Source organism: Klebsiella sp. RHBSTW-00215, from assembly GCF_014103785.1.
Lineage (GTDB): Bacteria > Pseudomonadota > Gammaproteobacteria > Enterobacterales > Enterobacteriaceae > Klebsiella.
In genome coordinates, this window is sequence record NZ_JABXQS010000001.1 from 1,580,753 (window position 1) to 1,606,079 (window position 25,327).

Annotated in this window: 20 protein-coding genes; 6 read left to right on the top strand and 14 right to left on the bottom strand. The window is 54.1% G+C overall.

Features of this window, described 5'->3' with window-relative positions; all coding sequences use genetic code 11:
- Positions 1-3: 3 nt before the first annotated feature.
- Positions 4-1,032 carry a DNA-binding transcriptional regulator CytR gene (cytR, locus tag HV127_RS07570; protein WP_110276153.1) on the bottom strand — a complete coding sequence of 343 codons (1,029 nt, stop codon included), beginning with the start codon at positions 1,030-1,032 and terminating at the stop codon, positions 4-6.
- Between the two features lie 150 nt (positions 1,033-1,182).
- Positions 1,183-3,378 carry a primosomal protein N' gene (gene priA, locus HV127_RS07575; protein ID WP_182235502.1) on the bottom strand — a complete coding sequence of 732 codons (2,196 nt, stop codon included), beginning with the start codon at positions 3,376-3,378 and terminating at the stop codon, positions 1,183-1,185.
- 241 nt (positions 3,379-3,619) lie between these two features.
- Here priA and rpmE point away from each other — a divergent pair, with 241 nt between their 5' ends.
- Complete coding sequence (gene rpmE / locus HV127_RS07580) at positions 3,620-3,835, top strand: 50S ribosomal protein L31 (protein WP_110276155.1); 216 nt, start codon at positions 3,620-3,622, stop codon at positions 3,833-3,835.
- Positions 3,836-3,994: 159 nt separating this feature from the next.
- Here the strand turns inward: rpmE and HV127_RS07585 are convergent, their stop codons facing one another.
- Both HV127_RS07585 and metJ read right to left on the bottom strand, forming a co-directional pair.
- On the bottom strand, positions 3,995-4,603 hold the full coding sequence (locus HV127_RS07585) for a YiiX family permuted papain-like enzyme (RefSeq protein WP_182235503.1): 609 nt from the start codon (positions 4,601-4,603) through the stop codon (positions 3,995-3,997).
- 188 nt (positions 4,604-4,791) lie between these two features.
- Positions 4,792-5,109: a met regulon transcriptional regulator MetJ gene (metJ, locus tag HV127_RS07590; protein ID WP_004869405.1), complete on the bottom strand. Its 318-nt coding sequence runs from the start codon at positions 5,107-5,109 to the stop codon at positions 4,792-4,794.
- Positions 5,110-5,375: 266 nt separating this feature from the next.
- Between metJ and metB the strand changes: the two genes are divergently transcribed.
- Both metB and HV127_RS07600 read left to right on the top strand, forming a co-directional pair.
- Positions 5,376-6,536, top strand: coding sequence for a cystathionine gamma-synthase (gene metB / locus HV127_RS07595; RefSeq protein WP_110276157.1), 1,161 nt, complete (start codon positions 5,376-5,378; stop codon positions 6,534-6,536).
- Positions 6,537-6,538: 2 nt separating this feature from the next.
- Positions 6,539-8,971 (top strand): bifunctional aspartate kinase/homoserine dehydrogenase II, encoded by a 2,433-nt coding sequence (locus HV127_RS07600; RefSeq protein WP_182235504.1) that lies wholly within the window; start codon positions 6,539-6,541, stop codon positions 8,969-8,971.
- 39 nt (positions 8,972-9,010) lie between these two features.
- Here HV127_RS07600 and HV127_RS07605 read toward each other — a convergent pair whose 3' ends face one another.
- Positions 9,011-9,382: a carboxymuconolactone decarboxylase family protein gene (locus HV127_RS07605; protein WP_182235505.1), complete on the bottom strand. Its 372-nt coding sequence runs from the start codon at positions 9,380-9,382 to the stop codon at positions 9,011-9,013.
- A 90-nt stretch (positions 9,383-9,472) separates the two neighbouring features.
- Here HV127_RS07605 and HV127_RS07610 point away from each other — a divergent pair, with 90 nt between their 5' ends.
- A complete protein-coding gene (locus tag HV127_RS07610; protein WP_182235506.1) occupies positions 9,473-10,381 on the top strand; it encodes a LysR family transcriptional regulator in 909 nt (302 codons plus the stop codon).
- A 4-nt stretch (positions 10,382-10,385) separates the two neighbouring features.
- Here HV127_RS07610 and malI read toward each other — a convergent pair whose 3' ends face one another.
- Together malI and HV127_RS07620 are read right to left on the bottom strand one after the other, a co-directional pair.
- A complete protein-coding gene (gene malI / locus HV127_RS07615) occupies positions 10,386-11,396 on the bottom strand; it encodes a Mal regulon transcriptional regulator MalI (RefSeq protein WP_110276161.1) in 1,011 nt (336 codons plus the stop codon).
- Positions 11,397-11,487: 91 nt separating this feature from the next.
- Entirely contained in the window at positions 11,488-12,987 is a 1,500-nt protein-coding gene (locus HV127_RS07620) for a PTS transporter subunit EIIC (RefSeq protein ID WP_182235507.1), read from the bottom strand.
- A 396-nt stretch (positions 12,988-13,383) separates the two neighbouring features.
- Between HV127_RS07620 and metF the strand changes: the two genes are divergently transcribed.
- Both metF and HV127_RS07630 read left to right on the top strand, forming a co-directional pair.
- Entirely contained in the window at positions 13,384-14,271 is an 888-nt protein-coding gene (metF, locus tag HV127_RS07625) for a methylenetetrahydrofolate reductase (protein ID WP_181484205.1), read from the top strand.
- A gap of 136 nt (positions 14,272-14,407) precedes the next feature.
- Positions 14,408-15,313: a DMT family transporter gene (locus tag HV127_RS07630; protein ID WP_182235508.1), complete on the top strand. Its 906-nt coding sequence runs from the start codon at positions 14,408-14,410 to the stop codon at positions 15,311-15,313.
- A 163-nt stretch (positions 15,314-15,476) separates the two neighbouring features.
- On the opposite strand, the gene nagE is transcribed toward HV127_RS07630, so the two are convergent.
- From nagE to HV127_RS07665, 7 genes are all read right to left on the bottom strand, one after another.
- Complete coding sequence (nagE, locus tag HV127_RS07635) at positions 15,477-17,492, bottom strand: N-acetylglucosamine-specific PTS transporter subunit IIBC (protein ID WP_182235509.1); 2,016 nt, start codon at positions 17,490-17,492, stop codon at positions 15,477-15,479.
- Between the two features lie 272 nt (positions 17,493-17,764).
- Entirely contained in the window at positions 17,765-18,907 is a 1,143-nt protein-coding gene (gene nagA, locus HV127_RS07640) for an N-acetylglucosamine-6-phosphate deacetylase (RefSeq protein ID WP_182235510.1), read from the bottom strand.
- Positions 18,908-18,916: 9 nt separating this feature from the next.
- On the bottom strand, positions 18,917-19,654 hold the full coding sequence (gene nagB, locus HV127_RS07645; protein ID WP_182235511.1) for a glucosamine-6-phosphate deaminase: 738 nt from the start codon (positions 19,652-19,654) through the stop codon (positions 18,917-18,919).
- Positions 19,655-19,663: 9 nt separating this feature from the next.
- Positions 19,664-20,578, bottom strand: coding sequence for a glycyl-radical enzyme activating protein (locus tag HV127_RS07650; protein ID WP_182235512.1), 915 nt, complete (start codon positions 20,576-20,578; stop codon positions 19,664-19,666).
- A gap of 139 nt (positions 20,579-20,717) precedes the next feature.
- Positions 20,718-23,141: a formate C-acetyltransferase/glycerol dehydratase family glycyl radical enzyme gene (locus HV127_RS07655; protein WP_182235513.1), complete on the bottom strand. Its 2,424-nt coding sequence runs from the start codon at positions 23,139-23,141 to the stop codon at positions 20,718-20,720.
- Between the two features lie 161 nt (positions 23,142-23,302).
- Positions 23,303-24,052 (bottom strand): DeoR/GlpR family DNA-binding transcription regulator, encoded by a 750-nt coding sequence (locus HV127_RS07660; protein ID WP_112216359.1) that lies wholly within the window; start codon positions 24,050-24,052, stop codon positions 23,303-23,305.
- A 136-nt stretch (positions 24,053-24,188) separates the two neighbouring features.
- The gene (locus HV127_RS07665; RefSeq protein ID WP_110276170.1) at positions 24,189-25,292 is read right to left on the bottom strand and encodes a glycerol dehydrogenase; all 1,104 of its coding nucleotides are present in this window, start codon (positions 25,290-25,292) and stop codon (positions 24,189-24,191) included.
- Between the last annotated feature and the right edge of the window lie 35 nt (positions 25,293-25,327).

The window sequence follows — 25,327 nt, forward strand, 5'->3', positions numbered from 1 at the left end:
TGGTTATGTTCGGATTTTGCGCGTACTGCCGCGAACGATGAGCTCGCAGTCGAGTAATCGAGAGCCGCTGCTGACGTTGTGCCCGTGCAACTGATCCAGCAAAAGCAGCATCGCTTCGCGGCCAATATCAAAACGCGGTTGCGCGACGGTCGTCAATGGTGGATCGCAAAATTCAGACAAAGAGATGTTATCAAAGCCAATAATAGACAGATCTTCAGGAACTTTCAGCCCGCGACGTTTCGCCAGCGAGAGTGCGCCCAGCGCCATAATGTCGCTATGACAGAAAACAGCCGTTGGCGGTACAGGTAATGACAGAAGCTGTTCCAGCGCATTGGCTCCGGCTTCGTAGGTAAAATTACCGCGAGCGATATAGTGTGGATCGACGGTCATTCCACTGCGGCGCAGCGCCTGAACGTAGCCTTGCAGGCGATAATGGCAAAGCGGCATCTCTTCCGGACCAGCGATACAGCCAATGCGGCGATGACCTAGCTCTTGCAGATAGTTAACGGCGTTGAATGCGGCGGTGAGGTTATCGATATGCACCGTCGGCAGCTCCAGCTCGGGCGCGAACTCATTAGCCATCACCATCGGCGGCAGATTACGCTGTTCTTCTACGCCCGCATCGAAGGGCAGGCGCGAACCCAGCAGCAGCATACCGTCGATCTGCTTGGTAATAATCAGATCGATAAAGGTTTTTTCCTGACGGTTCTGATGAGCACAATCGCCAATCAGCACCAGATACTCTTGTTCCGCAGCGGTGACTTCGATGCCGCGAATAATCTCGCTAAAGAAGGGATCGCAAATATCCGGCACAATCACCAGGATAGTGCGCGACTCATTGCGCTTCATGTTGCGCCCGAGCGATTGTGGTAAATAGCCGACTTCAAGCGCCGCCTGTTCTACCCGGTTACGGGTGCTCTGCGAAACCTTATCGGGGTTCATTAACGCTCGGGATACAGTTGCCGTAGAGACGTTTGCCTTCTCGGCAACGTCTTTCATCGTGGCGGCAACCACCTGTTTTTTGGGCTTCACCTGTTTTCTCCTCGCTGACTGGCGCAGACACATCCCTTGCGTTCTGACATCAGCAACATTTTTAACAGATAGTACATCCAGAGAGTTACAGAATTTTCATGAAAAACGTGATGGCGGTTGAATTTTTCGATCCGCCTCGCAAGAGAAGCTTTAACCTTCAATAGGATCGACATCCAGGACCCACTTCACTTTGCGCGCTTCCGGTAAGGTATTAATCAACGCCAAGGTCCCGCTGACGATGTGCTGCAGACGAATGCGTGACGGATGCTGGAGCAGAATCTGCCAGCGCCAGCGGCCTCCGCGCTTCGGTGCCAGCGCCGGGACCGGGCCGAGCACCCAGAGCTTATCGTCAGCCAGCGGGCTGGCCTGTAGCAGGTTACGCAACTGCTGTAAAAATAGCGGCGCTTGCTGATTATTATGATCTTCCGCGCGAATCAGAACGTGGCTGGTCCACGGCGGCAGTTGCATACTCTGCCGCTCCGCTAGCGCCTGCTCGGCAAACGAGTCGTATCCTTTATAGAGCAGCGTTTGCAGCAGCGGGTGCTCCGGGTGATGAGTTTGAAGGATCACTTCACCCTGCTTACCAGCGCGGCCTGCGCGTCCCGAAACCTGCGTATAGAGCTGAGCAAAACGCTCCGCTGAGCGGAAATCAGCGGAAAACAGCGCCCCGTCAACGTCCAATAGAGAGACCAGGGTGACATCCGGGAAATGATGGCCCTTCGCCAGCATTTGGGTACCGATAAGAATGCGCGCGCCGCCGCGATTAACGTCGGCGAGGTATTGTTCAAGCGCGCCTTTACGGCTGGTGGTATCCCTGTCGATACGGGAAATCGGCACATCGGGAAACATCGGTGCCAGCGCTTGCTCAAGCTGCTCGGTTCCAAGCCCCACCGGTACCAAGTGCGTTGAGCCGCAGGAGGGGCACTGGCGTGGAATTGGCCTTTGGCTGTCGCAGTGGTGACAGCGCAGATGATGTTGGGCCTGATGCAGCGTGTAGTAGCTGTCGCAGCGAGGGCATTCCGCAATCCAGCCGCAGTCGTGACACAGTAGCGCTGGCGCGAAGCCGCGGCGATTTAAAAATAGAATCACCTGGTTATCGGCCTGCAGATGCTGACGCATGCGGCCGATCAGCGCCGGAGAAAGCCCGGCCTGGAGCTGCTGCCCTTTTAAATCCAGAACATGTTGTCGGGCCGGGCGCGCATTGCCCGCACGTTTGGTTAGCTTCAACTGGTGATACTTGCCCTGACGAACGTTATAAAGCGTTTCCAGCGCCGGGGTCGCCGAACCAAGAATAATCGGGATCTGCTCGCTATGTGCGCGCCAGACCGCCAGATCGCGAGCGTGGTAGCGCCAGCCTTCCTGTTGTTTGTAAGAACTGTCGTGCTCTTCGTCGATAACGATCACCCCAAGGTCTTTGAATGGGGTGAACAGCGACGAACGGGTGCCGATCACAATCGCCGCTTCGCCGTTTTTGGCTTTTAGCCACGCCGAAAGACGCTCGCTGTCGTTAAGACCTGAGTGCAGCACTTCTACCGGAGCGTTAAAACGGTGGCGGAAACGGGCGATAGTCTGCGGCGTCAGGCCGATTTCCGGTACCATCACCAGCGCCTGGCGACCCTGCGCCAGCACGTTTTCCAGAACGCTCAGATAAACTTCCGTTTTCCCGGACCCGGTGATCCCGGCCAGCAGCCAGGCGGAAAAGCTGTCTGAGGCGCTGTGAATCGCGCCAACAGCGGTTGCTTGTTCAGTGTTGAGACGCAGGCGCTCGCCGGGAACCGAGAATCCTGTTCGCCAGTCGGTGATACCAGGCGCTTCGCTGGCCAGCTCAGTAAGACCTTTCCCCCGCAGCGCCTGTAGCGCGGCATCGTTAAATTCCAGCTCGGCAACCTGATGACGCCAGATTTTCCCCTGACGCAGAGCCGCCAGCGCCTGCTGTTGTTTTGGTGAGCGTTTAAGACTATTGATATCAACCGCTTGCCCTTGCTCGGTGGCAAACCAGTACCACATCGGCGTCGCGCTGGCGGGTTTCCCCTGGCGCAACATGATCGGTAGCGCGTGGAATAACACATCGCCAATCGGATGATGATAGTAATCCACTGCCCACAGCAGTAGTCGCCAGACGGAAGAGGAGAAGACGGGCTCGGCGTCGAGGACTTCAGCAACCGGTTTGAGCTCATTGAGCGGTAATTCGCTCCGCTCGCTGATCGCCGTTACGATGCCGATGCGCTCCTGCTTGCCGAACGGAACGCGCACGCGACAGCCCGCTTTGACCGGCATACCGTCAGGCAGCAAATAGTCAAAAGTGCGGGGCAGCGGAACGGGCAGGGCAACGTGAGCGACGGGCATTTAATCTTCCTGACTTGAAATCTGGCGGGTTAGTATACACATTGTGATAAGGGCTCGCGGATCAGTTTGCATATGCTGGTCAAATTCTGTATGATTCGCCGCCTTTGATGTGCTTTGTGCAGCATCAAAATCTATTACCCGGGGATTTCGCATAGCGGAATAGCGACGGGAAATTATTAACATCGCGTGGTGTCTGGCGTTAGGGCTGGAAGAGCGACGCGGCCTTAACTGAGGTTCTCCCATGAAAAAAGATATTCATCCGAAATACGACGAAGTTACTGCAAACTGCTCTTGCGGTAACGTCATTAAAATCCGCTCTACCGTTGGTCACGACCTGAACCTCGACGTGTGCGGTAAATGCCACCCGTTCTACACCGGCAAACAGCGTGATGTTGCTACCGGTGGCCGTGTTGACCGCTTCAACAAGCGTTTCAGCGTGCCGGGTACCAGCAAGTAATTTGCTGAAGAAGAAGCCGCCTCAGGGCGGCTTTTTTGTCTCTGTTTTACAGAGGATAGCAGTACCCATTCAGGCAGGTTGTCTTCTCTTCTACCGCTTTCACTACATTTTCCCCTGTCAGTAAGTATTTCCATGTCATAACCAGGATTTCCTGATTCATTACCAGGAGAACAGCGGCCAGTTTTTCTCTACGGTTTCCAGCTGCGGGGCGTCAAATAGCGCCTGCGGCGAGATCACTGTTTCGTTCAGCGGGATATTCTGACCATAACGCTCTTTGAGTTTGGCGCGAACGGCCGGGGAGCTGAGATCGAACTCACTCAGCTTTTGCAGTTTACCCACCGGTAGCGCCAGGGCGCGGTGATACACCTTCCACACGACCTCGGAGCAGTACTGACGCTCGTCGCTCCATGAGAAGAAGAGATCGTAAGGTTGACCGAGGTAGCGCTTTGCCGTTTGCGCCAGCTGTTTTTGCTGCGTATCAGTAAGCCCACCGCGCACGCGTCGGACGACGTATTTGCCGTCCTCACCCTGCGCGACCCACTTTTGCAGCAGCGTGTAAACCACCGGCCCAACGGCTTCAAAGACGTAGGGTTTTTTATCGCGAATCACGATCATGCCGGTGTGGCTGTAATCAGAATGCGTCGCCAGCTGGATAGCTTTGCTTTGTGATGACCGGGAGATTTGAAAAACGATATCGCCGGTCTGCGGTTCCCAGGCATGCGCGGAGAAGGTCAACGCCAGGCTAAGCGCCAGAACACAATACTTCATGGCATAACATCCTTGTTATACCCGTCATACTTCAAGTTGCATGTGCGTTGGCTTTCCTCGCTCACCCCAGCCACTTACTTCAGTAAGCTCCAGGGGATTCCCTGCGTCGCCGCCTTCTTGCAACTCGAATTATTTAGGGTAAATACAACTAAAAAGAGCGGCTGGTTTCCCTGGCCGCTCTCAGTGATTTAGTATTCCCACGTATCCGGGTCGATACCCATTTCACGCATAATCTGTTTCGCCGCTTCCGGGATTTCATCGCTGCGCTCTTTACGCAGGTCTTCATCGTTAGGCAACGGTTGACCGGTAAAGGCATGCAGGAACGCTTCACACAGCAGTTCGCTGTTGGTGGCGTGACGCAGGTTGTTCACCTGACGACGTGTGCGTTCATCGGTGAGGATTTTTAACACCTTCAGAGGAATGGAAACCGTAATTTTCTTTACTTGTTCACTCTTCTTACCGTGCTCAGCGTATGGGCTGATATATTCGCCGCTCCATTCAGCCATGAGTTACCTTTAATCCTCTATTCATTAGTTAAGGGCCAGGAACGCGAGTTCAGGCCATAATTGCGCGTAGTTTACCGTAGAGGGACGCGTCTGACACCAAACAAGCCGCTACGGATGTGCGCTAATGCATATAATTTTAACGGCTATTTCCTGTTTGCTCAATCTATACGCAAAGAAGTTTAGATGTCCAGATGTATTGACGTCTATTATAACTATGTTTACTCTGAAGCCTGACTTTTCACCGATTCAGCCAGGAACTCCCCAACATGACGCGTAAACAGGCCACCATCGCAGTGCGTAGCGGTTTAAATGACGACGAGCAGTACGGTTGCGTTGTCCCGCCGATTCACCTCTCCAGCACCTATAACTTCACCGGATTTAACGAACCTCGCGCTCACGACTATTCTCGTCGCGGTAACCCGACCCGTGATGTGGTGCAGCGTGCGCTGGCAGAGCTAGAGGGCGGCGCGGGGGCGGTTCTCACCAATACCGGGATGTCGGCGATTCTGCTGGTCACCACGGTATTCCTGAAACCAGGCGATGTGCTGGTGGCGCCGCATGACTGCTACGGCGGCAGCTATCGTCTGTTTGATAGCCTGGCGAAACGGGGTTGTTACCGCGTGCTGTTTGTCGATCAGAATGACGAGCAGGCGTTGAGCGCCGCGCTGGCGGAAAAACCCAAGCTGGTTCTGGTCGAAAGCCCAAGTAATCCATTGCTGAGAGTTGTGGATATTGCGAAAATCTGCGGGCTGGCGCGTGAGGCTGGCGCGGTGAGCGTAGTGGATAACACCTTCCTGAGCCCGGCATTGCAGAATCCGCTGGCGCTGGGTGCCGATCTGGTGTTGCATTCATGCACCAAATATTTGAACGGTCACTCTGATGTGGTGGCCGGGGTGGTTATCGCTAAAGATCCGGCGATTGTCACCGAACTGGCATGGTGGGCGAATAATATCGGCGTCACCGGCGGCGCATTTGATAGCTACCTGCTGCTGCGCGGTTTACGTACGCTCTCTCCGCGTATGGAAGTGGCGCAGCGCAATGCGCAGGCGATTGTCGATTATCTGCAAACCCAACCGCTGGTGAAAAAACTGTACCATCCGTCCTTGCCGGAAAACCAGGGGCATGAGATTGCGGCGCGTCAGCAAAAAGGTTTTGGCGCGATGCTAAGCTTCGAGCTGGATGGCGATGAGCAGACGCTGCGTCGTTTCCTGAGCGGATTATCGCTGTTTACACTGGCGGAATCGCTGGGTGGCGTAGAAAGTCTGATTTCCCATGCGGCGACGATGACCCACGCGGGCATGGCGCCTGAGGCGCGTGCGGCGGCGGGGATCTCAGAAACGCTTCTGCGTATTTCGACCGGTATTGAAGATGGTGAAGATTTAATTGCCGACCTGGAAAATGGCTTCCGGGCAGCAAACGAGGAATAAACATGAGTGTGATTGCGCAGGCAGGGGCGAAGGGTCGTCAACTGCACAAATTTGGTGGGAGTAGTTTAGCGGATGCGAAATGTTACCTGCGCGTCGCGGGGATCATGACGGAGTATTCGCAGGCGGGCGATATGATGGTCGTGTCCGCCGCCGGCAGTACCACCAACCAGTTGATCAGCTGGCTGAAGCTCAGCCAAACCGATCGTCTCTCTGCGCATCAAGTGCAACAGTCGCTTCGTCGTTACCAGACGGAGCTGATTTCCGGGCTGCTGTCGGCAGACGCTGCCGATGCGCTGATCGCCACGTTTATTCACGATCTTGAGCGCCTGGCCGGGCTGCTTGATAGCGGCGTGACGGACGCGGTATATGCCGAAGTCGTCGGCCATGGCGAAGTCTGGTCGGCTCGCCTGATGGCGGCGGTGCTGAATCATCTCGGCGTGGAAGCCGCATGGCTGGACGCGCGCAGTTTCTTACGCGCCGAACGCTCCGCGCAGCCGCAGGTGGATGAAGGTTTATCTTATCCGCTTTTACAACAGCTGATGGCGCAGCATCCGAACAAACGTCTGGTGGTGACCGGCTTTATCTCGCGTAACAACGCCGGGGAAACCGTGCTGCTGGGGCGTAACGGCTCCGACTACTCCGCTACCCAAATCGGCGCGCTGGCCGGGGCGACTCGCGTCACTATCTGGAGCGACGTGGCTGGGGTCTACAGCGCTGACCCGCGTAAGGTGAAAGATGCCTGCCTGCTGCCGCTGCTGCGCCTTGATGAGGCCAGCGAACTGGCCCGTCTGGCGGCACCGGTGCTGCATGCCCGTACCTTACAGCCGGTATCCGGCAGCGATATCGATTTACAATTACGCTGTAGCTATACGCCGGATCAAGGCTCTACGCGTATCGAACGCGTGCTGGCTTCCGGCACCGGGGCGCGGATTGTCACCAGTCATGATGATGTCTGCCTGATTGAATTCCAGGTGCCCGGTGGTCAGGATTTCAAATTGGCGCATAAAGATCTGGATGCGATTTTAAAACGCGCCCAGCTGCGCCCGCTGGCGGTGGGTGTACACGCCGACCGTAAGCTGCTGCAGTTCTGCTACACCTCTGAAGTGGCCGACAGTGCGCTGAAACTGCTCGATGAAGCGGGGCTGCCGGGCGAACTGCGCCTGCGCCAGAAGCTGGCGCTGGTGGCGATGGTTGGTGCTGGCGTGACACGTAATCCGCTGCACTGCCACCGTTTCTGGCAGCAGCTCAAAGGCCAGCCAGTGGAGTTTACCTGGCAATCTGAAGAGGGCATCAGCCTGGTCGCGGTGCTGCGCGCCGGACCAACCGAAAGCCTGATTCAGGGCTTACATCAGTCGCTGTTCCGCGCGGAAAAACGCATTGGTCTGGTGCTGTTTGGTAAAGGCAATATCGGTTCCCGCTGGCTGGAGCTGTTTGCCCGCGAGCAGACTACGCTCTCCGCTCGCACCGGTTTCGAGTTTATTCTCGCTGGGGTAGTGGATAGCCGCCGCAGCTTGCTCAATTATGAAGGTCTGGACGCCAGTCGCGCGCTGGCTTTCTTTAATGATGAAGCCGTTGAACAGGATGAAGAGTCACTGTTCCTGTGGATGCGTGCGCATCCGTACGATGATTTAGTGGTGCTGGACGTGACCGCCAGCGAGCAACTGGCCGATCAGTACCTTGATTTCGCAAGCCATGGCTTCCACGTTATTAGCGCCAATAAGCTGGCGGGTGCCAGTAGCAGCAGTAAATATCGGCAGATTCATGACGCGTTTGAGAAAACGGGCCGTCATTGGTTGTACAACGCCACCGTCGGTGCGGGGCTGCCGGTCAACCACACGGTGCGCGATCTGATTGATAGCGGCGATAATATCCTGGCGCTGAGCGGCATTTTCTCCGGCACGCTTTCGTGGTTGTTCCTGCAATTTGACGGCACCGTGCCGTTCACCGACCTTGTCGATCAGGCCTGGCAGCAGGGGCTGACCGAGCCCGATCCGCGCGTGGACCTTTCAGGGAAAGACGTGATGCGTAAGCTGGTGATCCTGGCGCGTGAGGCCGGTTACAACATCGAGCCGGATCAGGTGCGCGTGGAGTCGCTGGTACCAGCCCACTGCGAAGAAGGCTCCGTCGATCACTTCTTTGAGAATGGCGAAGAGCTGAACGAGCAGATGCTACAGCGTCTGGAAGCAGCGCGTGAAATGGGTCTGGTGCTGCGTTATGTCGCGCGTTTCGACGCTAATGGTAAAGCCCGTGTCGGCGTTGAAGCGGTGCGCGAAGAGCATCCGCTGGCGGCGCTGCTGCCGTGCGATAACGTCTTTGCTATCGAGAGCCGCTGGTATCGTGATAATCCGCTGGTGATCCGTGGGCCAGGCGCTGGTCGGGATGTGACTGCAGGGGCGATTCAGTCCGATATCAATCGTCTGGCGCAGCTGCTGTAATATCGAGTAAAAGACCAGGCTGCGCCTGGTCTTTCAGCTTTAGTGCGCAGCGAAAACCTCTTTGGCGGCAAACAGGCCATTCAGGGCTGCCGGGAACCCGGCATAGACTGCCATCTGCATAATGACTTCCGTGATTTCTTCTTGCGTCAGGCCGACATTTAATCCGGCAGCGATATGCACTTTTAGCTGCGGTGCGGCGTTGCCTAGGGCCGTTAGTGCGGCGATGGTGGCGATTTCCCGGCTACGTAAATCAAGCCCCGGCCTGGCGTAAATGTCGCCGAAGGGAAACTCGATCAGATAGCGGGCAAAATCGGGGGCGATATCTTTCAGGCTGTTGACGACGGCATCGCCGCCTTTGCCATCCACGCGCTGCAGCATCTCAAGTCCGGTGGTAAAACGAACGCTGGTCATGTTCTTTCCTCATGGTAATTATGGGTTGCGAGCAAGATTAGGGAAGTTCGCCGGGCTTGAGTAATATCCTTTTCGTGATACCTTTTCAGTATGACAAATTCACGTTTATACACTCTGGATATTCGCCAGCTGCGCTACTTTGCCGTCGTCGCACAGGAGAACAACATCAGTCGGGCGGCGCAGCGGCTATTTATTTCGCAGCCGCCGCTAAGCCGTCATATCCGCCATCTGGAAACGCAGCTGGGGGTGACGTTGTTTTTGCGTCACACCAAAGGCCTGATTCTTACCGATGAGGGGCGGCGGGTGCTGGATATTATTCAGCCGCTGCTGGATCTTCAGGACCGCACTCTGGCCGCGCTGGGCCAGCTCTCTGAATATTCGTATCAGCCCCTGCGTCTGGGGCTAACGACGGCCTTTGAGCAAGGTATTTTTTCCGCAGTAGAGTCCGCACTGAGTGATTATTCGAGCGCTTTGCATATCACCCGGCAATCATCACCGGCCCTGGCCCAACGGGTGCGAAAAGGTAAGCTTGATGCGGCGCTGGTAGCGCTGCCGCTGAATACCGAGGGGCTGAGTCTGCATCCTTTGCCGTATCGCGAACCGCTCATTGCGGCGTTGCCTGCATCCTGGCCAGAGTCCGAACGGGCAAATCTCATGTTAAGCATGCTTAATCATCGACCGCTGTTTTGGTTTAAGCGTGAGCGTAATCCTGACTTTTTTGACTATACGCGGCGCATTTTTGACCGCGCAGGCTATACGCCGGGCTACGTGGAGGAACCGGCGGAGCATGATGTCCTGCTGGCGCGTATTGCGTGTGGGGAGGGGATGATCCTGCTGCCGGCGTCATTTTCTGCTATTCAGCGTCAGGGCGTGGTTTTTTGCCAACTGCATGAAGGAGAGCGGATGCCGCTGGGTCTCGGCGTCATTTACGCCCCGCACAATCATGAATCCGTTCAAAAATGGCTTCCTCTGCTGGACAGCTGCCTGGCGGCTCGCTAGCGCATCAGGCGGATTCTCTCGCCACCAGTTGCCCGGAAAGCGTGATGCTCTGCGTTTGCAGCGTTGGTTCTTTGATCTTCCGCGTTATCAGGGTTGCCGCCTGACGCCCGGTTTCTTCGCTAGCCGAAGAGACGTAAGTAAAGGAGGGTGAGGTCAAATTCACGTGCATCATGTCTTCAAAGCCGACCAGCGCAACCTGTTGGGTAAGGAATACATCTTTACCGACGGTTCGCCCCACCTGGTTAATCCCGCTGAGGCAGCCGATCATGGCATCCGGGGAGTGGCAGAGCAACGCGGTGATGGCGTTGTTTTTCTCGAGCAGCTGGCGCGTGGCAACGCTGGCGGCCTGGGTATCGTTACTGCATGCCGGCATGAATTCGTCGCGCATCGTCATGTCGTACTTGTCCAGCACGGAGCGAAAACCCAACAGGCGCTGCTGGCGGATGAGATCGTTTTCCTGACCGCCAATATAGGCAATGTAACGGTGCCCGCGTTCGATCAAATAGCGCGTGGCAAGGCTCGCCGCCTGGCGGTTATCGCGAACAACCTGATTGCAACTTTCTGCCAGCGGCGTCTGTGACACGATAACCAGCGGAAGCGGGTATTGAAGCAGCGGGGTGGGCAAGGTGGCGGAGTCGGAGGCCAGATAAATCACCCCTGCGACGCCCTGCTGTTTGAAAGAGAGTAAGCAACGTTCGAGATATTCACTATCGTCGCGCGGCTGGCCGAGGAAAACCATATAACCCTGAGTTTCCAGCTCCTGCACGATGCTGGCCATGACTTTGATAGAAAAGCTGTCGCTGAAATCGCGCAATATCAGGCCGATAAGATTGGAGGTATTCGAGCGCAGGTTCGCAGCGGCAACGTTATGGACGTAGCCCAGTTCGTTGATAACAGCATTGACTTTTTCAATGGTGGCTTCGGAGATTTTCCCTTTCTGACGCAGTACTAACGATACCGTCGAAACGGAAACCCCCGCCATTTTAGCGACATCAATGATGCTGACTTTCTTCAAAATCTCTCCCTGAAAACTCTTTTATGACAGTCAGATAGAAGAAGATCGCCAGCCAGGGACGGGCGATCTTCCACACCATAACACCTTCTGATTATTTGCCAATCATCCCCGACATGGTTTGTGCGATAAATTGCGCTCTGGCACCAAAAATAACCTGGATGCCATTATCGCCGACAAATACCACCCCGCGTGCGCCAATTCCATTCAGGCCATCTTTATCGACAGCGTCTCGCTGGGCAACTTCCAGGCGAAGTCGGGTGATGCAGGAACCGACAGAATCAATATTTTTCGCGCCGCCGAGCAGGTTGATGATCTCCGTTGCCAGCTCGGCATCGGTTTTATCATCAGCGGTCACGGTCACTTCAATTCTGCCCGGTGTTTTAACATCAAAACGACGGATGACGAAACGGAAGGTGAAATAATAAATCAGCGCCATCGGCACGCCAACAAACACTGCGCTCAGGAAGTTGGTCTGGTAGCCATTCAACGATGGCAGGATGCCAAAGGAGATGTAGTCGATAAACCCGGCAGAAAAAGATTTGGCGATATGTGCGTGCAGCAGGTACATGGCCATATAGGACAGACCCGCCATGATGGCGTTGAACACATACAAAATCGGTGCGACGAAAATAAAGGTGAATTCGACCGGTTCGGTAATACCTGTCAGGAAGCAGGTCAGGGCGGCTGAAAAGAGAATACCGGCCGCGATTTTCTTATTTTTGGTATGCGCTTCATGGTACATCGCCAGGCAGGCTGCCGGCAGCGCGAACAGCATCAGCGGGAATTCGCCCTGCATGAATTTACCCGCGTTTTGATAGCTATCGGAACTGAACGATTTCACGCCTTCTTCCAGCATTTTGAACCAGATGGTCTGGTCGCCGTGGATCATTTGACCGCTCTGGGTCGTAAAGTCGCCGAAAGAGTACCAGAAAGAGGGATACCAGATATGGTGCAGGCCGAGCGGGATGAGCGCACGTTCAACAAGACCAAAGATAAAGGTCGACGCCGCCTGGTTATCGCCGTTGATGACCACCGATAATGCATCGATGCCCGACTGGATATGCTCCCAGATATAAGGCAGCAGCAGGCCGAGGATAAATGACAGGAAGGCGGTGGCGATTGCCACAAAACGTTTGCCGGAAAAGAAACCCAGGAACTCAGGCAGCTGCAATGAGTGGAAGCGGTTGTAGCACCAGGCGGCAAGGATGCCGCAAATTAACCCGCCAAAGACCCCCATTTGCAGCGTTGGGATGCCGACTACCATGGCATATTTTCCGCCCTGGGACGCCATCTCCGGCGTAATGCTCAGCACGGTGCCGATGGTGATATTGGTGACGAAAACGGAAACGGCGGCGGAAAGCGCGGCAATACCGGATTCCGATGCCAGGCCAACCGCAGAACCGATAGCGAACAGCATCGGGAGGTTATCAAAGATGACCCCGCCTGCGTTCATCATCAGCGGTAAATGGAATTTATCGCCGAAAGCCAGCAGTAAGCCCGCCGCGGGCAGAAGTGAAATTGGCAGCATTAATGCCCGGCCAATCATCGACAATTTTGATAATGACTTTATGAACCCTGATATCAGACCCATGCTGATTCCCCCGATGAAGACGCAATGTTGCGTTATTTTTATTAAGTAGAACGTTGTAGTAGAACGTTCTACTTATCGTGGGACAAGGCAGATTACATCGCAACCTCATTTTCATCATCGGATCGGGGGAAATTGTGATTATTTGAAGTGCTTCAAAATTGTGCGGATAAAAAAATCCTAATTTGCTGAGAGTTTGCTGCTGCCGGTTGACAGGAGCAGGTAAAGCGGCTCGAAAACAGATGAGCTTTTTTCAACTTGCCTGAATATTCCTCACTCTTTACGCAGATTTTTCTATTGACGCCTGCGCTCTTTTCCGTCATTTTTACATCTGGACGTCTAAACGTATAGAAGTTCGCGAACACAACAAACAATAAAATGCGATTGATGAGGTAAGGTATGAGCTTTTTTCACGCCAATCAGCGGGAAGCCCTGAATCAGAGCCTGGCGGAAGTGCAGGGTCAGATTAATGTGTCCTTTGAATTCTTTCCGCCGCGCACCAGTGAAATGGAGCAAACCCTGTGGAAATCCATCGATCGCCTGAGCAGCCTGAAGCCGAAGTTTGTCTCCGTTACCTACGGCGCCAATTCCGGTGAACGTGACCGTACCCATAGTATTATCAAAGGCATTAAGGATCGTACCGGTCTGGAAGCCGCGCCGCATCTGACCTGTATTGATGCCAGCCGCGATGAGCTGCGCGCCATTGCCCAGGATTACTGGGATAGCGGAATCCGCCATATCGTTGCTCTGCGTGGCGACCTGCCGCCGGGCAGCGGTAAGCCGGATATGTACGCAGCCGATCTGGTCACTTTGCTCAAAGAGGTCGGGGATTTTGATATTTCCGTTGCGGCCTATCCGGAAGTCCACCCGGAAGCCAAAAGCGCCCAGGCTGACCTGCTCAACCTGAAACGTAAAGTGGATGCGGGTGCAAACCGCGCGATTACCCAGTTCTTCTTTGATGTCGAAAGCTATCTGCGTTTTCGCGACCGCTGCGTCTCTGCGGGAATTGACGTGGAAATTATCCCGGGCATTCTGCCGGTCTCGAACTTTAAACAGGCGAAAAAGTTTGCCGATATGACCAACGTGCGGATCCCGACGTGGATGTCGAAAATGTTCGAAGGTCTGGACAATGACGCCGAAACCCGTCAGCTGGTGGGCGCGAATATCGCCATGGACATGGTGAAGATTTTAAGCCGCGAAGGGGTGAAGGATTTCCACTTCTATACGCTGAACCGCGCGGAAATGAGCTACGCGATTTGCCACACCCTGGGCGTGCGCCCGGCGTAAGCAAGATTTAGATTTATCCCCGCTTTCTCTGCTCTGCGGCGACGAAAACACCCTTCGTCGCCGCTTTTGGTTTATCGCCCCGTCAGTAAAGCGAGTATAGTGCCCGCAAAATCTTCATAACGGATAGATGATAACTATGGCAGGGAACAGCAGCCTGCGGGCCTTCGGCGGCCTGATTATTCTGACGCTTATCTGGAGCTACAGCTGGATTGCGATGAAGCAGGTGACGCTCTATATCGGCGCGTTCGATTTTACCGCGCTACGCTGTATTTTGGGTGCCGCTTTGCTGCTTATCGTTTTGCTCCTGCGCGGGCGTGGGATGCGGCCAACGCCGTTTGGCTATACGCTGGCGATTGCCCTGTTGCAGACCTGCGGTATGGTGGGGCTGGCGCAGTGGGCGCTGGTCAGCGGTGGGGCCGGGAAGGTCGCCATTCTGAGCTATACCATGCCGTTTTGGGTGGTGATTATGGCGGCGCTGTTTTTAGGCGAGCGCATGCGGCGGTTGCAGTATGCTGCGATTGGGGTGGCGGCATGCGGTTTATTGCTGGTGCTGCAACCGTGGCAACTTGATTTTTCATCGATGAAAAGCGCGCTACTGGCGATCCTCTCCGGGATGAGCTGGGGAGCCAGTGCGATTGTGGTAAAGCGGATGTATGTCCGCTATCCGCATGTTGATTTGCTGGCGTTGACGACCTGGCAGATGCTGTATGGCGCGCTGGTGATGAGCGCGGTGGCGTGGCTGGTGCCGCAGCGCAGCATTGACTGGCAACCCGGCGTTTTTTGGGCGTTGGGATATAGCGCCGTTCTGGCGACAGCGCTGGCCTGGTGTCTATGGCTGTTTGTATTGCGTAATTTGCCTGCCAGCGTCGCGGGGTTGAGCACCCTGGCGGTGCCGGTCTGCGGTGTACTTTTTTCCTGGTGGCTGTTAGGGGAAAATCCGGGTCTGGTGGAAGGCGCAGGTATCGTGCTTATCGTGCTGGCGCTGACCATTATTAGTCTGAAAAAACGCGAAGCTCAGGTACAGAGTGTCTCAGATTGCTAACAAAGTGTGCGTCTCAGAAATTGCCCGGTGGCGGCTAGCGCCTTACCGGGCCTACCGGGAGTGCATAACCTGATGATATTGATGGCTTTGTAGGTCGGGTAAGGCGCTAGCCGCCACCCGACAAGAATACGGCACCCTATCTAAACCAAGTTTGTCTGTAAGTTTATCCCTTAATCTCATAGAGCAACGTTTGCCCGGCAATAACCTGGCCTTGCGCCTTGATTTCCAGACAGGCGAAGTCTTCAACGTTGCTACACACCACCGGGCTAATCATCGAACGCACATTCGCATTGAGAAACTCGAGATCCATCTCAAGGATGGGCTGTCCTGCGACGACTTCTGCGCCTTCTTCAATTAACCGCTTAAACCCCTGACCATCCAGCGCGACGGTATCCAGTCCCATGTGAACCACAATCTCCGCACCCTTTTCGGTTTCGAGGCAGAACGCGTGATTGGTATTGAAGATTTTGACGATCGTACCCGCCGCAGGAGAGACGACGATAGGGCTGGTCGGTCTGATGGCGATACCGTCACCGACCGCTTTGCTGGCAAAAGCTTCGTCTGGCACCTGTTCTAAGGCGACAACTTCGCCGCTGACCGGGGAGAGCAGTTCGGCGATAACCGTGGTGGCGGTTGTCGTACGTGGTTTGGATGCGGTAGGTGCCGCGGCGACCGGCAGAGCTTCTGCTGCGTCGACGTGACCGGTGGTTTTCATCTCATTGGCGATTTTCTCTGCCACAAATCCGACGATAATCTGCACATTCGTGTTGTTCAGACGAATTACGCCGCTGGCACCTAAACGTCTTGCCAGCGCGTCGTTCACCAGAGCAGCATCTTTTACGCCTAAACGCAGGCGAGTGATGCAGGCATCAATGTTGGTCAGGTTATCTGACCCGCCGATAGCCGCAATATACTGGCGGGCCAGCGCTGCGGCGCTTTGCTCTTTGTTTGCGCTAATATTCAGGTCTTCGCCATCGGCGCCACTCCCGTCTACAGACAGTTCGCGGCCTGGCGTCATCAGGTTAAATTTGATGATGGTGAAGCGGAAGACCAGGTAGTAGATAACAAAGAACACCAGGCCCATTGGGATCAGCAGATACCATTGCGTGGCCAGCGGGTTGCGGGAGGCGAGCACCATATCGACTAAACCAGCGCTAAAGCCAAAACCGGCAATCCAGTGCATGCTGGCAGCGATAAACACTGAGAGTCCGGTCAGGACCGCGTGGATAAGATACAGCACCGGTGCAACGAACATGAAGGAAAATTCCAGCGGTTCGGTGATGCCGGTAAAGAAGGCGGCAAAGGCACCGGCCATCATAATACCCAGCACTTTGGCTTTGTTTTCTGCCCGTGCGCACTGATAAATCGCCAGCGCCGCGCCCGGCAGGCCGAACATCATAATGGGGAAGAAACCTGCCTGGTATCGGCCAGTGATACCGAGTACCGCTTTGCCTGAGGCAAGCGACTGCGCGCCGCCGAGGAAGTTGGGAATATCGTTAATTCCAGCGACATCAAACCAAAACACCGAGTTGAGCGCGTGGTGTAAACCGACCGGAATCAGTAGGCGGTTGAAGAAGGCATAGATCCCGGCACCGACCGATCCAAGTTTCTGGATATGCTCGCCAAAGCTCACCAGACCGCTAAATACCACCGGCCAGATAAACATCAGGGCAAAGGCTACGACGATCATGGCGAAGGAGGTGACGATGGGCACCAGACGGCGACCGCTGAAGAAGGAGAGCGCTTTGGGCAGTTCGACGCTGCTGAAGCGGTTATAAAGTTCGGCGGCGATGATACCAACCATAATGCCGATAAACTGGTTTTTAATCTTACCGAAGGCGGCAGGCACCTGATCCGCCGGAATCTTCTGGATCATTGCGACGGCGGCCGGTGAACACAGCGTGGTTAAGACGAGAAAACCAACGAAACCCGCCAGCGCAGCCGCACCGTCTTTATCTTTTGACATACCATAAGCGACACCTACAGCAAAAAGTACGCCCATATTATCGATAATGGCGGCCCCAGATTGAATGCATAACGCCGCAAGGGCGTTAGAACTTCCCCAACCATTGGGATCAATCCAATACCCGATACCCATTAAAATCGCTGCGGCGGGCAATGTAGCGACCGGCACCATTAGCGCGCGGCCAACCTTCTGGAGATAACCCAATATATTCATAGTCGTTCCCTTAGAAATAAAAATCCTGAAGCCAGTATGATCAATAGGACATGTATACTGACTGACCCGGCGATGGGTATTACGGTATTAATAACCACATTATTATTGTGGTTTTATTTTTAAGGGAATTTATCAAGGCTTAATGTTAGCTCTGTCGCATTTTATTAAATACTTTAAAAGACTCATTTTAAATTAAATTTTGGAAATAAGAAATCGGCGGTTATTTTTCAATAACCGCTTAATTATGTGATGCCAGGTCGATAAAACTATTCTTAATTTACGGAATAGGCGATGACTCCTTTGCAATAAGTTGCATTGACCTGGTAATCATCTTCTAATACGACGATGTCGGCATCAAAACCGCGCTGTAATTTACCTTTATGATTATCTAACCCTAAAAGTCGGGCTGGATTAAGCGTGCAGGATTTTAATGCCGCGCCAAAAGGTACCATTGCGCCTTCGACCATATTATAAAGGCCGCGATTAAGTTTTAACGTGCTGCCGACCAGCACGCCGTTTTCACGTCGCGTTGCGCCATCTTCACATAAAATCATCGGCTCTCCGCCGAACATATAGCGACCGGGTGGACAACCTTTTGCTTTCATTGAATCGCTGATCATAATGACGTCATCATCATTTTTTATGCGATACAGATGGGACGCGGAGACCAGACTGACGAAAATGCCGTCAGCAATCACTTCTCCGTACAGGCCGTCAAGGCGTAACGCGGCGCCTAACAGGCCGGGCTCGCGGTTGACATATTTCGCCATTCCGTTAAACACGTGGGTCACATTTTTTGCGCCATTGGCAACGGCTTCCACCGCCTGCTCGAAAGAGGCATCCGAATGGCCCATATTGACCACGATCCCTTTTTGCGCGCAGTAGCGCGTTAGGGCAAATCCGGCATCTTCTTCCGGCGCGAGGCTGATGGCGATAATGCGCCCGTGGGCGGCACGCTCAAAAGCCTGAAACTCGCTGACGCTGGCGGGACGAATTTGTTTTTCCGGCTGCGCGCCGCGATATAGCTGGCTAAGAAACGGTCCTTCCAGGTGGATGCCGAGAATTTCCGCGCCCTGGTAACCTTCATCCATCACGCGGGCGATATTTTCCAGCGCGGCCAGTAAGGTTGTGTCTTCATCGGTGACCGTAGTGGGGCAAAACGCGGTAACGCCCTCTTCCGGCAGACGCGATGTCCAGCGCCGCAGCCCTTCGGGGTCGTTTTCGTTAGTATCGTAGTTCCAGGCTCCGTGGGCGTGGGTATCGATAAGGCCCGGTATGATGCGTAGGGAACCGTAGTCGCGATCGGCATTTGCGCTCAGCCCCAGCGTAATGTCGCTGATCAAGCCATTTTCCAGCGTTAACTGCGCCGGATAGAATCCGCCGGCCAGCCAGACGCGTTTACTCTGGATTTTCATATGCCCACCTTACGCGTTGATAAGCGACGCCGCCTCGCGGTCGCAAATAATGGTGACGTCAGGATGCATCAGTAAGAATGATGCAGGGAATAACGGGTCAATGCGGGTGCATTCGTGAAGCTGTTTCATCACCGCCGCTTTCGATTTTCCGTTAGCAATCAGGACAATCTCTTTACTTCTCAGGATAGTCCCCATCCCGAGGGTAATCGCCTGTTGTGGAACATCTTCTTTACGTGAGAAAAAACGCGCGTTGGCTTCGATAGTTTCTTCATTAAGATCAATAATGTGGCAGACAGGGCTGTGGGTGGTGTGAGGTTCGTTAAAACCAATATGCCCGTCATGACCAATACCGAGGATGGTGATATCAAAATCGCCGTGCGCCTGGATGGTTTGTTCGTAACGCGCGCATTCGGCGGTTAGATCATCGGCCAGAATATCCGGGACAAAGGTGTTTTCAACGGAAATATTAGCATGCTGATAAAAATAGTGATTGAGAAACCAATAATAGCTCTGCGGGTCATCTTTTTTCAGCGGAATATATTCATCAATATTAAATGATTTGGCGCTGGAGAAATCGGCCTCGCCGCTTTTGGCAATTCGACTCATTTCTTCCAGAAGACCAACGGGAGTTCCTCCGGTAGGCAGCGCCATCACTAAATCTGAATTTTTCTTTAGCGCAAGAGCAATCCGCTCTGCCGCCAGTTCACTCATTTTTTTGTAGGTTTCGGTAATGATAAAGTTCAACATGTTCATCCTTTAGCCGCCAATAGTTGCTTTCAGGCCAATCTCTTCGGCGTAATGTTTTATTTGTTCCGTCATTTCCCGCTGGCAGGCAGGAATATTTTTAAGAAGATAAGGCATGCCAAGTTTTTGATACTTTCCGACTCCATAGATGTGATATTCCAGAATATCGACCTGCAGCACGGCGCTGCCAAGCTTGCGGATAAAATCGAGGCGTTTACGAATATCTTCCGGGTCATCATTGCGCGTTGGAACAATGACCATACGGGCGAGCATCGGCGTGCCCATTGCCGCGATTGCTTTGGCATTTTCAAGGATCAGGCGATTATCTACGCCGGTGCAGGCAAGATGGGTTTCGGGATTAAAGGCTTTAAAGTCGTAAGAGACCAAATCGACCGTTTCAATCAGCGGGCGTAATTTCTCCCAACGGATATGCCCTGCGGTATCAAGGCAAACATGTACCCCTGCTTCTTTTAACAGCAGGGCGGTTTCCCTGACGAACTCTGCTTGTAGCGCCGGTTCGCCGCCGGAAAAGGTTACGCCGCCGTGGCTGGAATCGTAAAATGACTTATCGCGCAGCAGCAGATCGGCCAGCTCGCGGGAAGTCATCTCTTTGCCTACTTTTTCGTAGCCGTCATAGGGGCACATATCGACCATATCCAACAGGTTGGTGCAGTTTTTCCGGTCGATATTCACGCCATTACCCGGCTTTGCCATGGTGATGGTGTTGTTGACTGCGGCCTGAGCGCAGGTACCGCACTGGCGGCACCGCTCTTTAAACCAGAAAACGTTAAAACCTGGCCTGATAGTTTCCGGATTCGCACACCACTGGCAGCGTAAATTACATTGCTGCATAAACACGGTACTGCGTATCCCCGGACCGTCCTTGGTCGAGTAGCGTTGAATGCGGGAAATCAGGCCAGTTCTCATATTACCTCCATATATACCCTAAATAATTCGAGTTGCAGGAAGGCGGCAAGGGAGCTAATCCCCAAGAGCTTACTAAAGTAAGTGACTGGGGTGAGCGAGCGTAGCCAACGCATCTGCAACTTGAAGTATGACGGGATATTTACCAGGCCAGTTCTGTACGGGCGATAATCGCGTCCTGCGCTTCCGGCATCAGCGTCGAGAACAGGGCGCAGTAACCGGCCACGCGGACCATCAGGTTCGGATAATCTTCCGGGTGCTCTTTGGCAGCGCGCAGAATATTCGAGTCGATGATGTTGAACTGGTTGTGGAAGATATTCTTCTCGCGGCTGGCTTCCATGAAGTGGGTGAATTTCTCCAGGTTGTCGTCACCTTCCAGCGCGCTCGGTGTGAATTTCATATTCAACAACTGGCCGCCAGCAATTTTCTGGTTTGGCAGCTTCGCCACGGAGTTGATCACCGCCGTTGGGCCTTCTTTATCTGCACCAAGGCACGGTGATGCGCCTTCGTTTAGCGGCAGGGTCGCCAGACGGCCATCCGGGGTCGCGCCAACGTCAAAACCATTCGGCACGTAAGAGGTGATGTTGGAGGTGGACATGGTGTATCCACAGCCCTTCGGACCTTTGCCATAACGGTCGGTTTTGTATTTTGGCAGCAGCTTCAGATAGGACTCGAATACATCAGCGACGATGTAGTCAACGTAGTCAATATCGTTACCAAACTTCGGCGCGTTGCGGCACAGCTTACGCACGCGGGCTCCTTCGATACCTTCAAAGTTGCAGTCCATGGCGTCGCGCAGCTGTTTGAGCGTCAGAACTTTGTCATCAAAGACCAGTTTTCTCACGGCGGCCAGGCTGTCGCCTACCACGGAAGGACCGATGTTGGAGGAGCTGACGAAGTCATACTCTGCGCCGCCGTTTTTCAACGTTTTACCGCGCTCCAGCGAACAGTTGATGGTCGCAGAGGCAAAGGCGTCGGCATCGTGATATTTCAGCGCGCGGTCGCAGACCAGGTCACAGTCCACTGCCAGGTCGGAGTAGAACTCCAGAAGCTGGTTCCACGCGGCCCACACTTCGTCGTATGACTCGTAGTTAATCTCGCGGCCTTCTTTGCCGTTTACTTTAACCAGTTGTACGCCGGTTGCTGGATCGCAGCCGTTGTTCATCACCAGCTCAAGGATTTTGCCGAAGTTGACGTAGGTCATACCGGTGGCGCGGTGGCCCCAGCGGCCCGGAATGGCGGTTTCTACGCAGCCCATTGAGGCATATTCACGCGCGACCTCTTCGCTCAGACCGAGGGTCATCATCGCCGGGATAACTACTTCGTCACAGAAGATGGATGGCATACCGAAGCCTTTACGGATCAGTTTTGCTGAATCCTGCATCAGTGAGTGCGGAGTATCTTTGGAGAAGCGTACGCTCAGGTTTGGCTCCGGCAGGCCGGTCAATGCCATGGCTTCCAGCGATAAATAAGAAAGGTCGTTGGTGCCGTCGGTGCCGTCCGGCTTCATGCCGCCAACCATCAGGTTGGAATAGAGCGGGTAGCCGCCGCTGTACTGGGTGTGACCCCATGGGCGAACTTTGTTCAGGCTGTTGGTCATGATGAAGAAGTGGGTCAGGATCTCCAGCGCCTTCTCTTTGCTGATTTTGCCGGAGTTGATATCCGCTTCGTAGAACGGCCAGACGTACTGGTCAAAGCGACCAAAGGAGAAGGAGTGGCCGTTACTTTCGATCATCATCAGTAGGTGAGTCAGATAGACAGTTTCGACAGCTTCGTAGAAATTCTGCGCTTTGCCTTCCATCAGGTGAGCGAACATTTCGCTCATCGCCAGCAGCTCATCGCGACGTTTAGCGTCGGCGGTTTGTGCGGCTTCTTCTTTTGCCAGCAACGAGAAACGTTTGCAGTAATTCAGCGCCGCATCCATGGTGATGATGACGGCCTGGTAGAAATCGGTCTGCTCTTCCGTCAGGTCTTTGTCTTCGGCCAGGTGCTGTTTCGCGATATCGCGCATGCCGCCGTAGCCGACTTCCAGCACGAAGTCATGGTTAGGAATGATGTGACCGTCGCCGGACATACTGATGCCGCCGCGGTGCAGCACGCCCTGTTTTTCCGCCAGGCGGTTCATCTGCGGCAGATTGGTCAGCACTTCATCCTGGTGAGTTTTCCCCTGCCAGTAATCTTGCAGTACGCGTAGACGCGCTTTGGTCTCTTCGGCAACCTGGAAGCTGTCGCCAGAGCGTTTGTCGAACTGGTCCAGCTCGTCAATCACCCAATTAAAGGAGTATTCCGGGAACACCGGCGCGGCGAAGTTGGCGCTTGCCTGGTTGCCGACAATCAGCATGTCCGGCTCGATATAGATGGTCATCTTTTCCAGAATATCGGCCATCGCCAACGCCCGGCGGATCACAATGGATTTGCCTTCGGAGCGTTTAAAGGATTCGGTGATGATCTCAGCACGTTCCGGGCAAATCGTCGCCACGCGGTGGAACATCTGATCTTGCTTTTTGGCGATACGATCGAAATCACAATCGTTGTTGGTGGGTTTGAAGCTTAGTAATCCGTTCATAAAGACCTCAATTCTGGAGTGGGTATCCCTATTCCACGCTTGAGGTGTGTTTTTGTCAACTTAAAAATGATCTTTTTTGTTTCTTTGTCCTTTAAAGGATACTAAAAGAACATCTCGGAGATGTGAAAAAACACAGACGCCTGTTGTCAGACGTCTGAAAGTCAGAGGCTGCTATCAGCCAGCAGAAGTTCTACGTTTTGTTTATTGAGTTGCGTGAGGATGTCGGCAGGGAGACCAGTTTGGCTGATAACGAGATCAAGGTCTGCCAGACGGGCGTGGCCTGCGAGGAAGGTTTGACCGAATTTACTTTTATCAGCCAGCAGGATTTTTTGCCGTCCGGCCCGCATCAGCGCTTGTTTTACATGGGCATCGGTCATTTTGGGGACCGTCAATTCACCCAGTTCGTTAATGCCCTGGGTACTGAGGAAGACCTTGTCGGCGTGGATATTGCTATAGAAGTCAGCGGTGCTAAAAGAGATCATCCCCTGGGTATCGTCTTCATACTCGCCGGGCGCCACGATCAGCTTAATGTTTTTTCGCCCCTTCAGCAGATTAACTACCGGAACGGAGTTGGTTATCACCATGATTTTTTTATCGAAAATAAACTGAGCGAGGGCCAGCGGCGTGGTCCCACAGTCGATAATAATCGTGTCGCCATCTTCGACCAGTTCGGCGGCTTTTTGGCCAATCAGGTGCTTATCATCAACCATTTGTATCGATTTCAGCTGAAAGCTGGGCTCTACGCTGGCGCCGCTGGTGAGATAGGCTCCGCCGTAGGTTGTTTTGACAATGCCTTGTTTTTCAAAGAAAGAGAGGTCGCGGCGGATGGTCATTTTGGTGACGCCGAATTTCTCGGCAAGCTCATTAACGACGACTTTTTTGTCCTGTTGCAGAATGGCATAAATGCTCATTCTTCGATCTGATGATTGCATATTTACGACTCACCCAGAGGAAAATCGCACTATAAAACACATCGTTTTGGCTGGCAATGGGCCGGAGAAAGAACATAAAAGAACACACCCGCCGGAAGCGGGTGTGGGCAGGAGGTTATTCCCACTCTTGCAGGAAGCGTTGACCGTACTGGTCGGCGACCAGCAGAGCCGCATAGACCTGATCCGGCGTCGCACCACCAGGCATATTGTGGATGGTTTCGCCTTCTGCACAGGCAGCTTGCGCCACTGTACGCATTTTGCCTGGGATATCGGCTTTAATGTCCAACTGCGCCAGGGTGATAGGCAACCCAACGCTGTGGCACAGCGCCGCCACGGTTTCGATCTCTTCCACCGGGGCGTTTTCCAGTACCAGCTGCGTGAGCGTGCCGAAAGCCACTTTCTCACCGTGGTAGTAGTGGTGAGCGTCCGGAATAGCGGTCAGACCGTTGTGGATAGCGTGTGCTGCCGCCAGGCCGCCGCTTTCAAAGCCAACGCCGCTCAGGTAGGTATTGGCTTCAACGACGCGTTCCAGCGCCGGAGTGACGACGTGCTGCTCCGCCGCCAGCATCGCTTTTTCACCTTCTTCAATCAGCGTGTTGTAGCACAGTTCGGCCAGCGCCAGCGCCGCCTGGGTACATTTGCCGCCCGCCATGGTGGTTGCGCCGCTACGGGAGCAGGCACGGGCTTCAAACCACGTTGCCAGCGCGTCGCCGATGCCTGCAGCCAGCAGGCGTGCCGGAGCTCCGGCAACGATTTGCGTATCGACAATGACCATATTCGGGTTGCGCGGCAGCATCAGGTAGCTATCAAATTCACCGTCATCGGTATAGATAACCGAGAGTGCGCTACACGGTGCATCGGTAGAGGCAATCGTCGGAGCAATAACTACCGGCAGATTCATAAAGTGTGCTAATGCTTTCGCGGTGTCCAGCGTCTTACCGCCGCCAATTCCCAGCACGGCGGTACACTGAGCTGAGCCCGCAATATCGCGTAACCGGTTGATTTCATTATGTGAGCATTCGCCGCCAAACGGCGCGATTTCGGCAACCAGGCCAGCATCTGCCAGGCTTTTACGCAATTTTTCTTCGGCAAAGCCGAGTACGAATTTATCACCAACGATGAGCCAGCGTTCAGCCAGCGGTTTGAGGTACCCACCAAGGCGAGCAATCGCGTCTGCGCCCTGAATATACTTACCGGGTGATTGAATAATGCGATCCATTTCTATTCCTCCTGGATGACCGTGATGCCACCCCC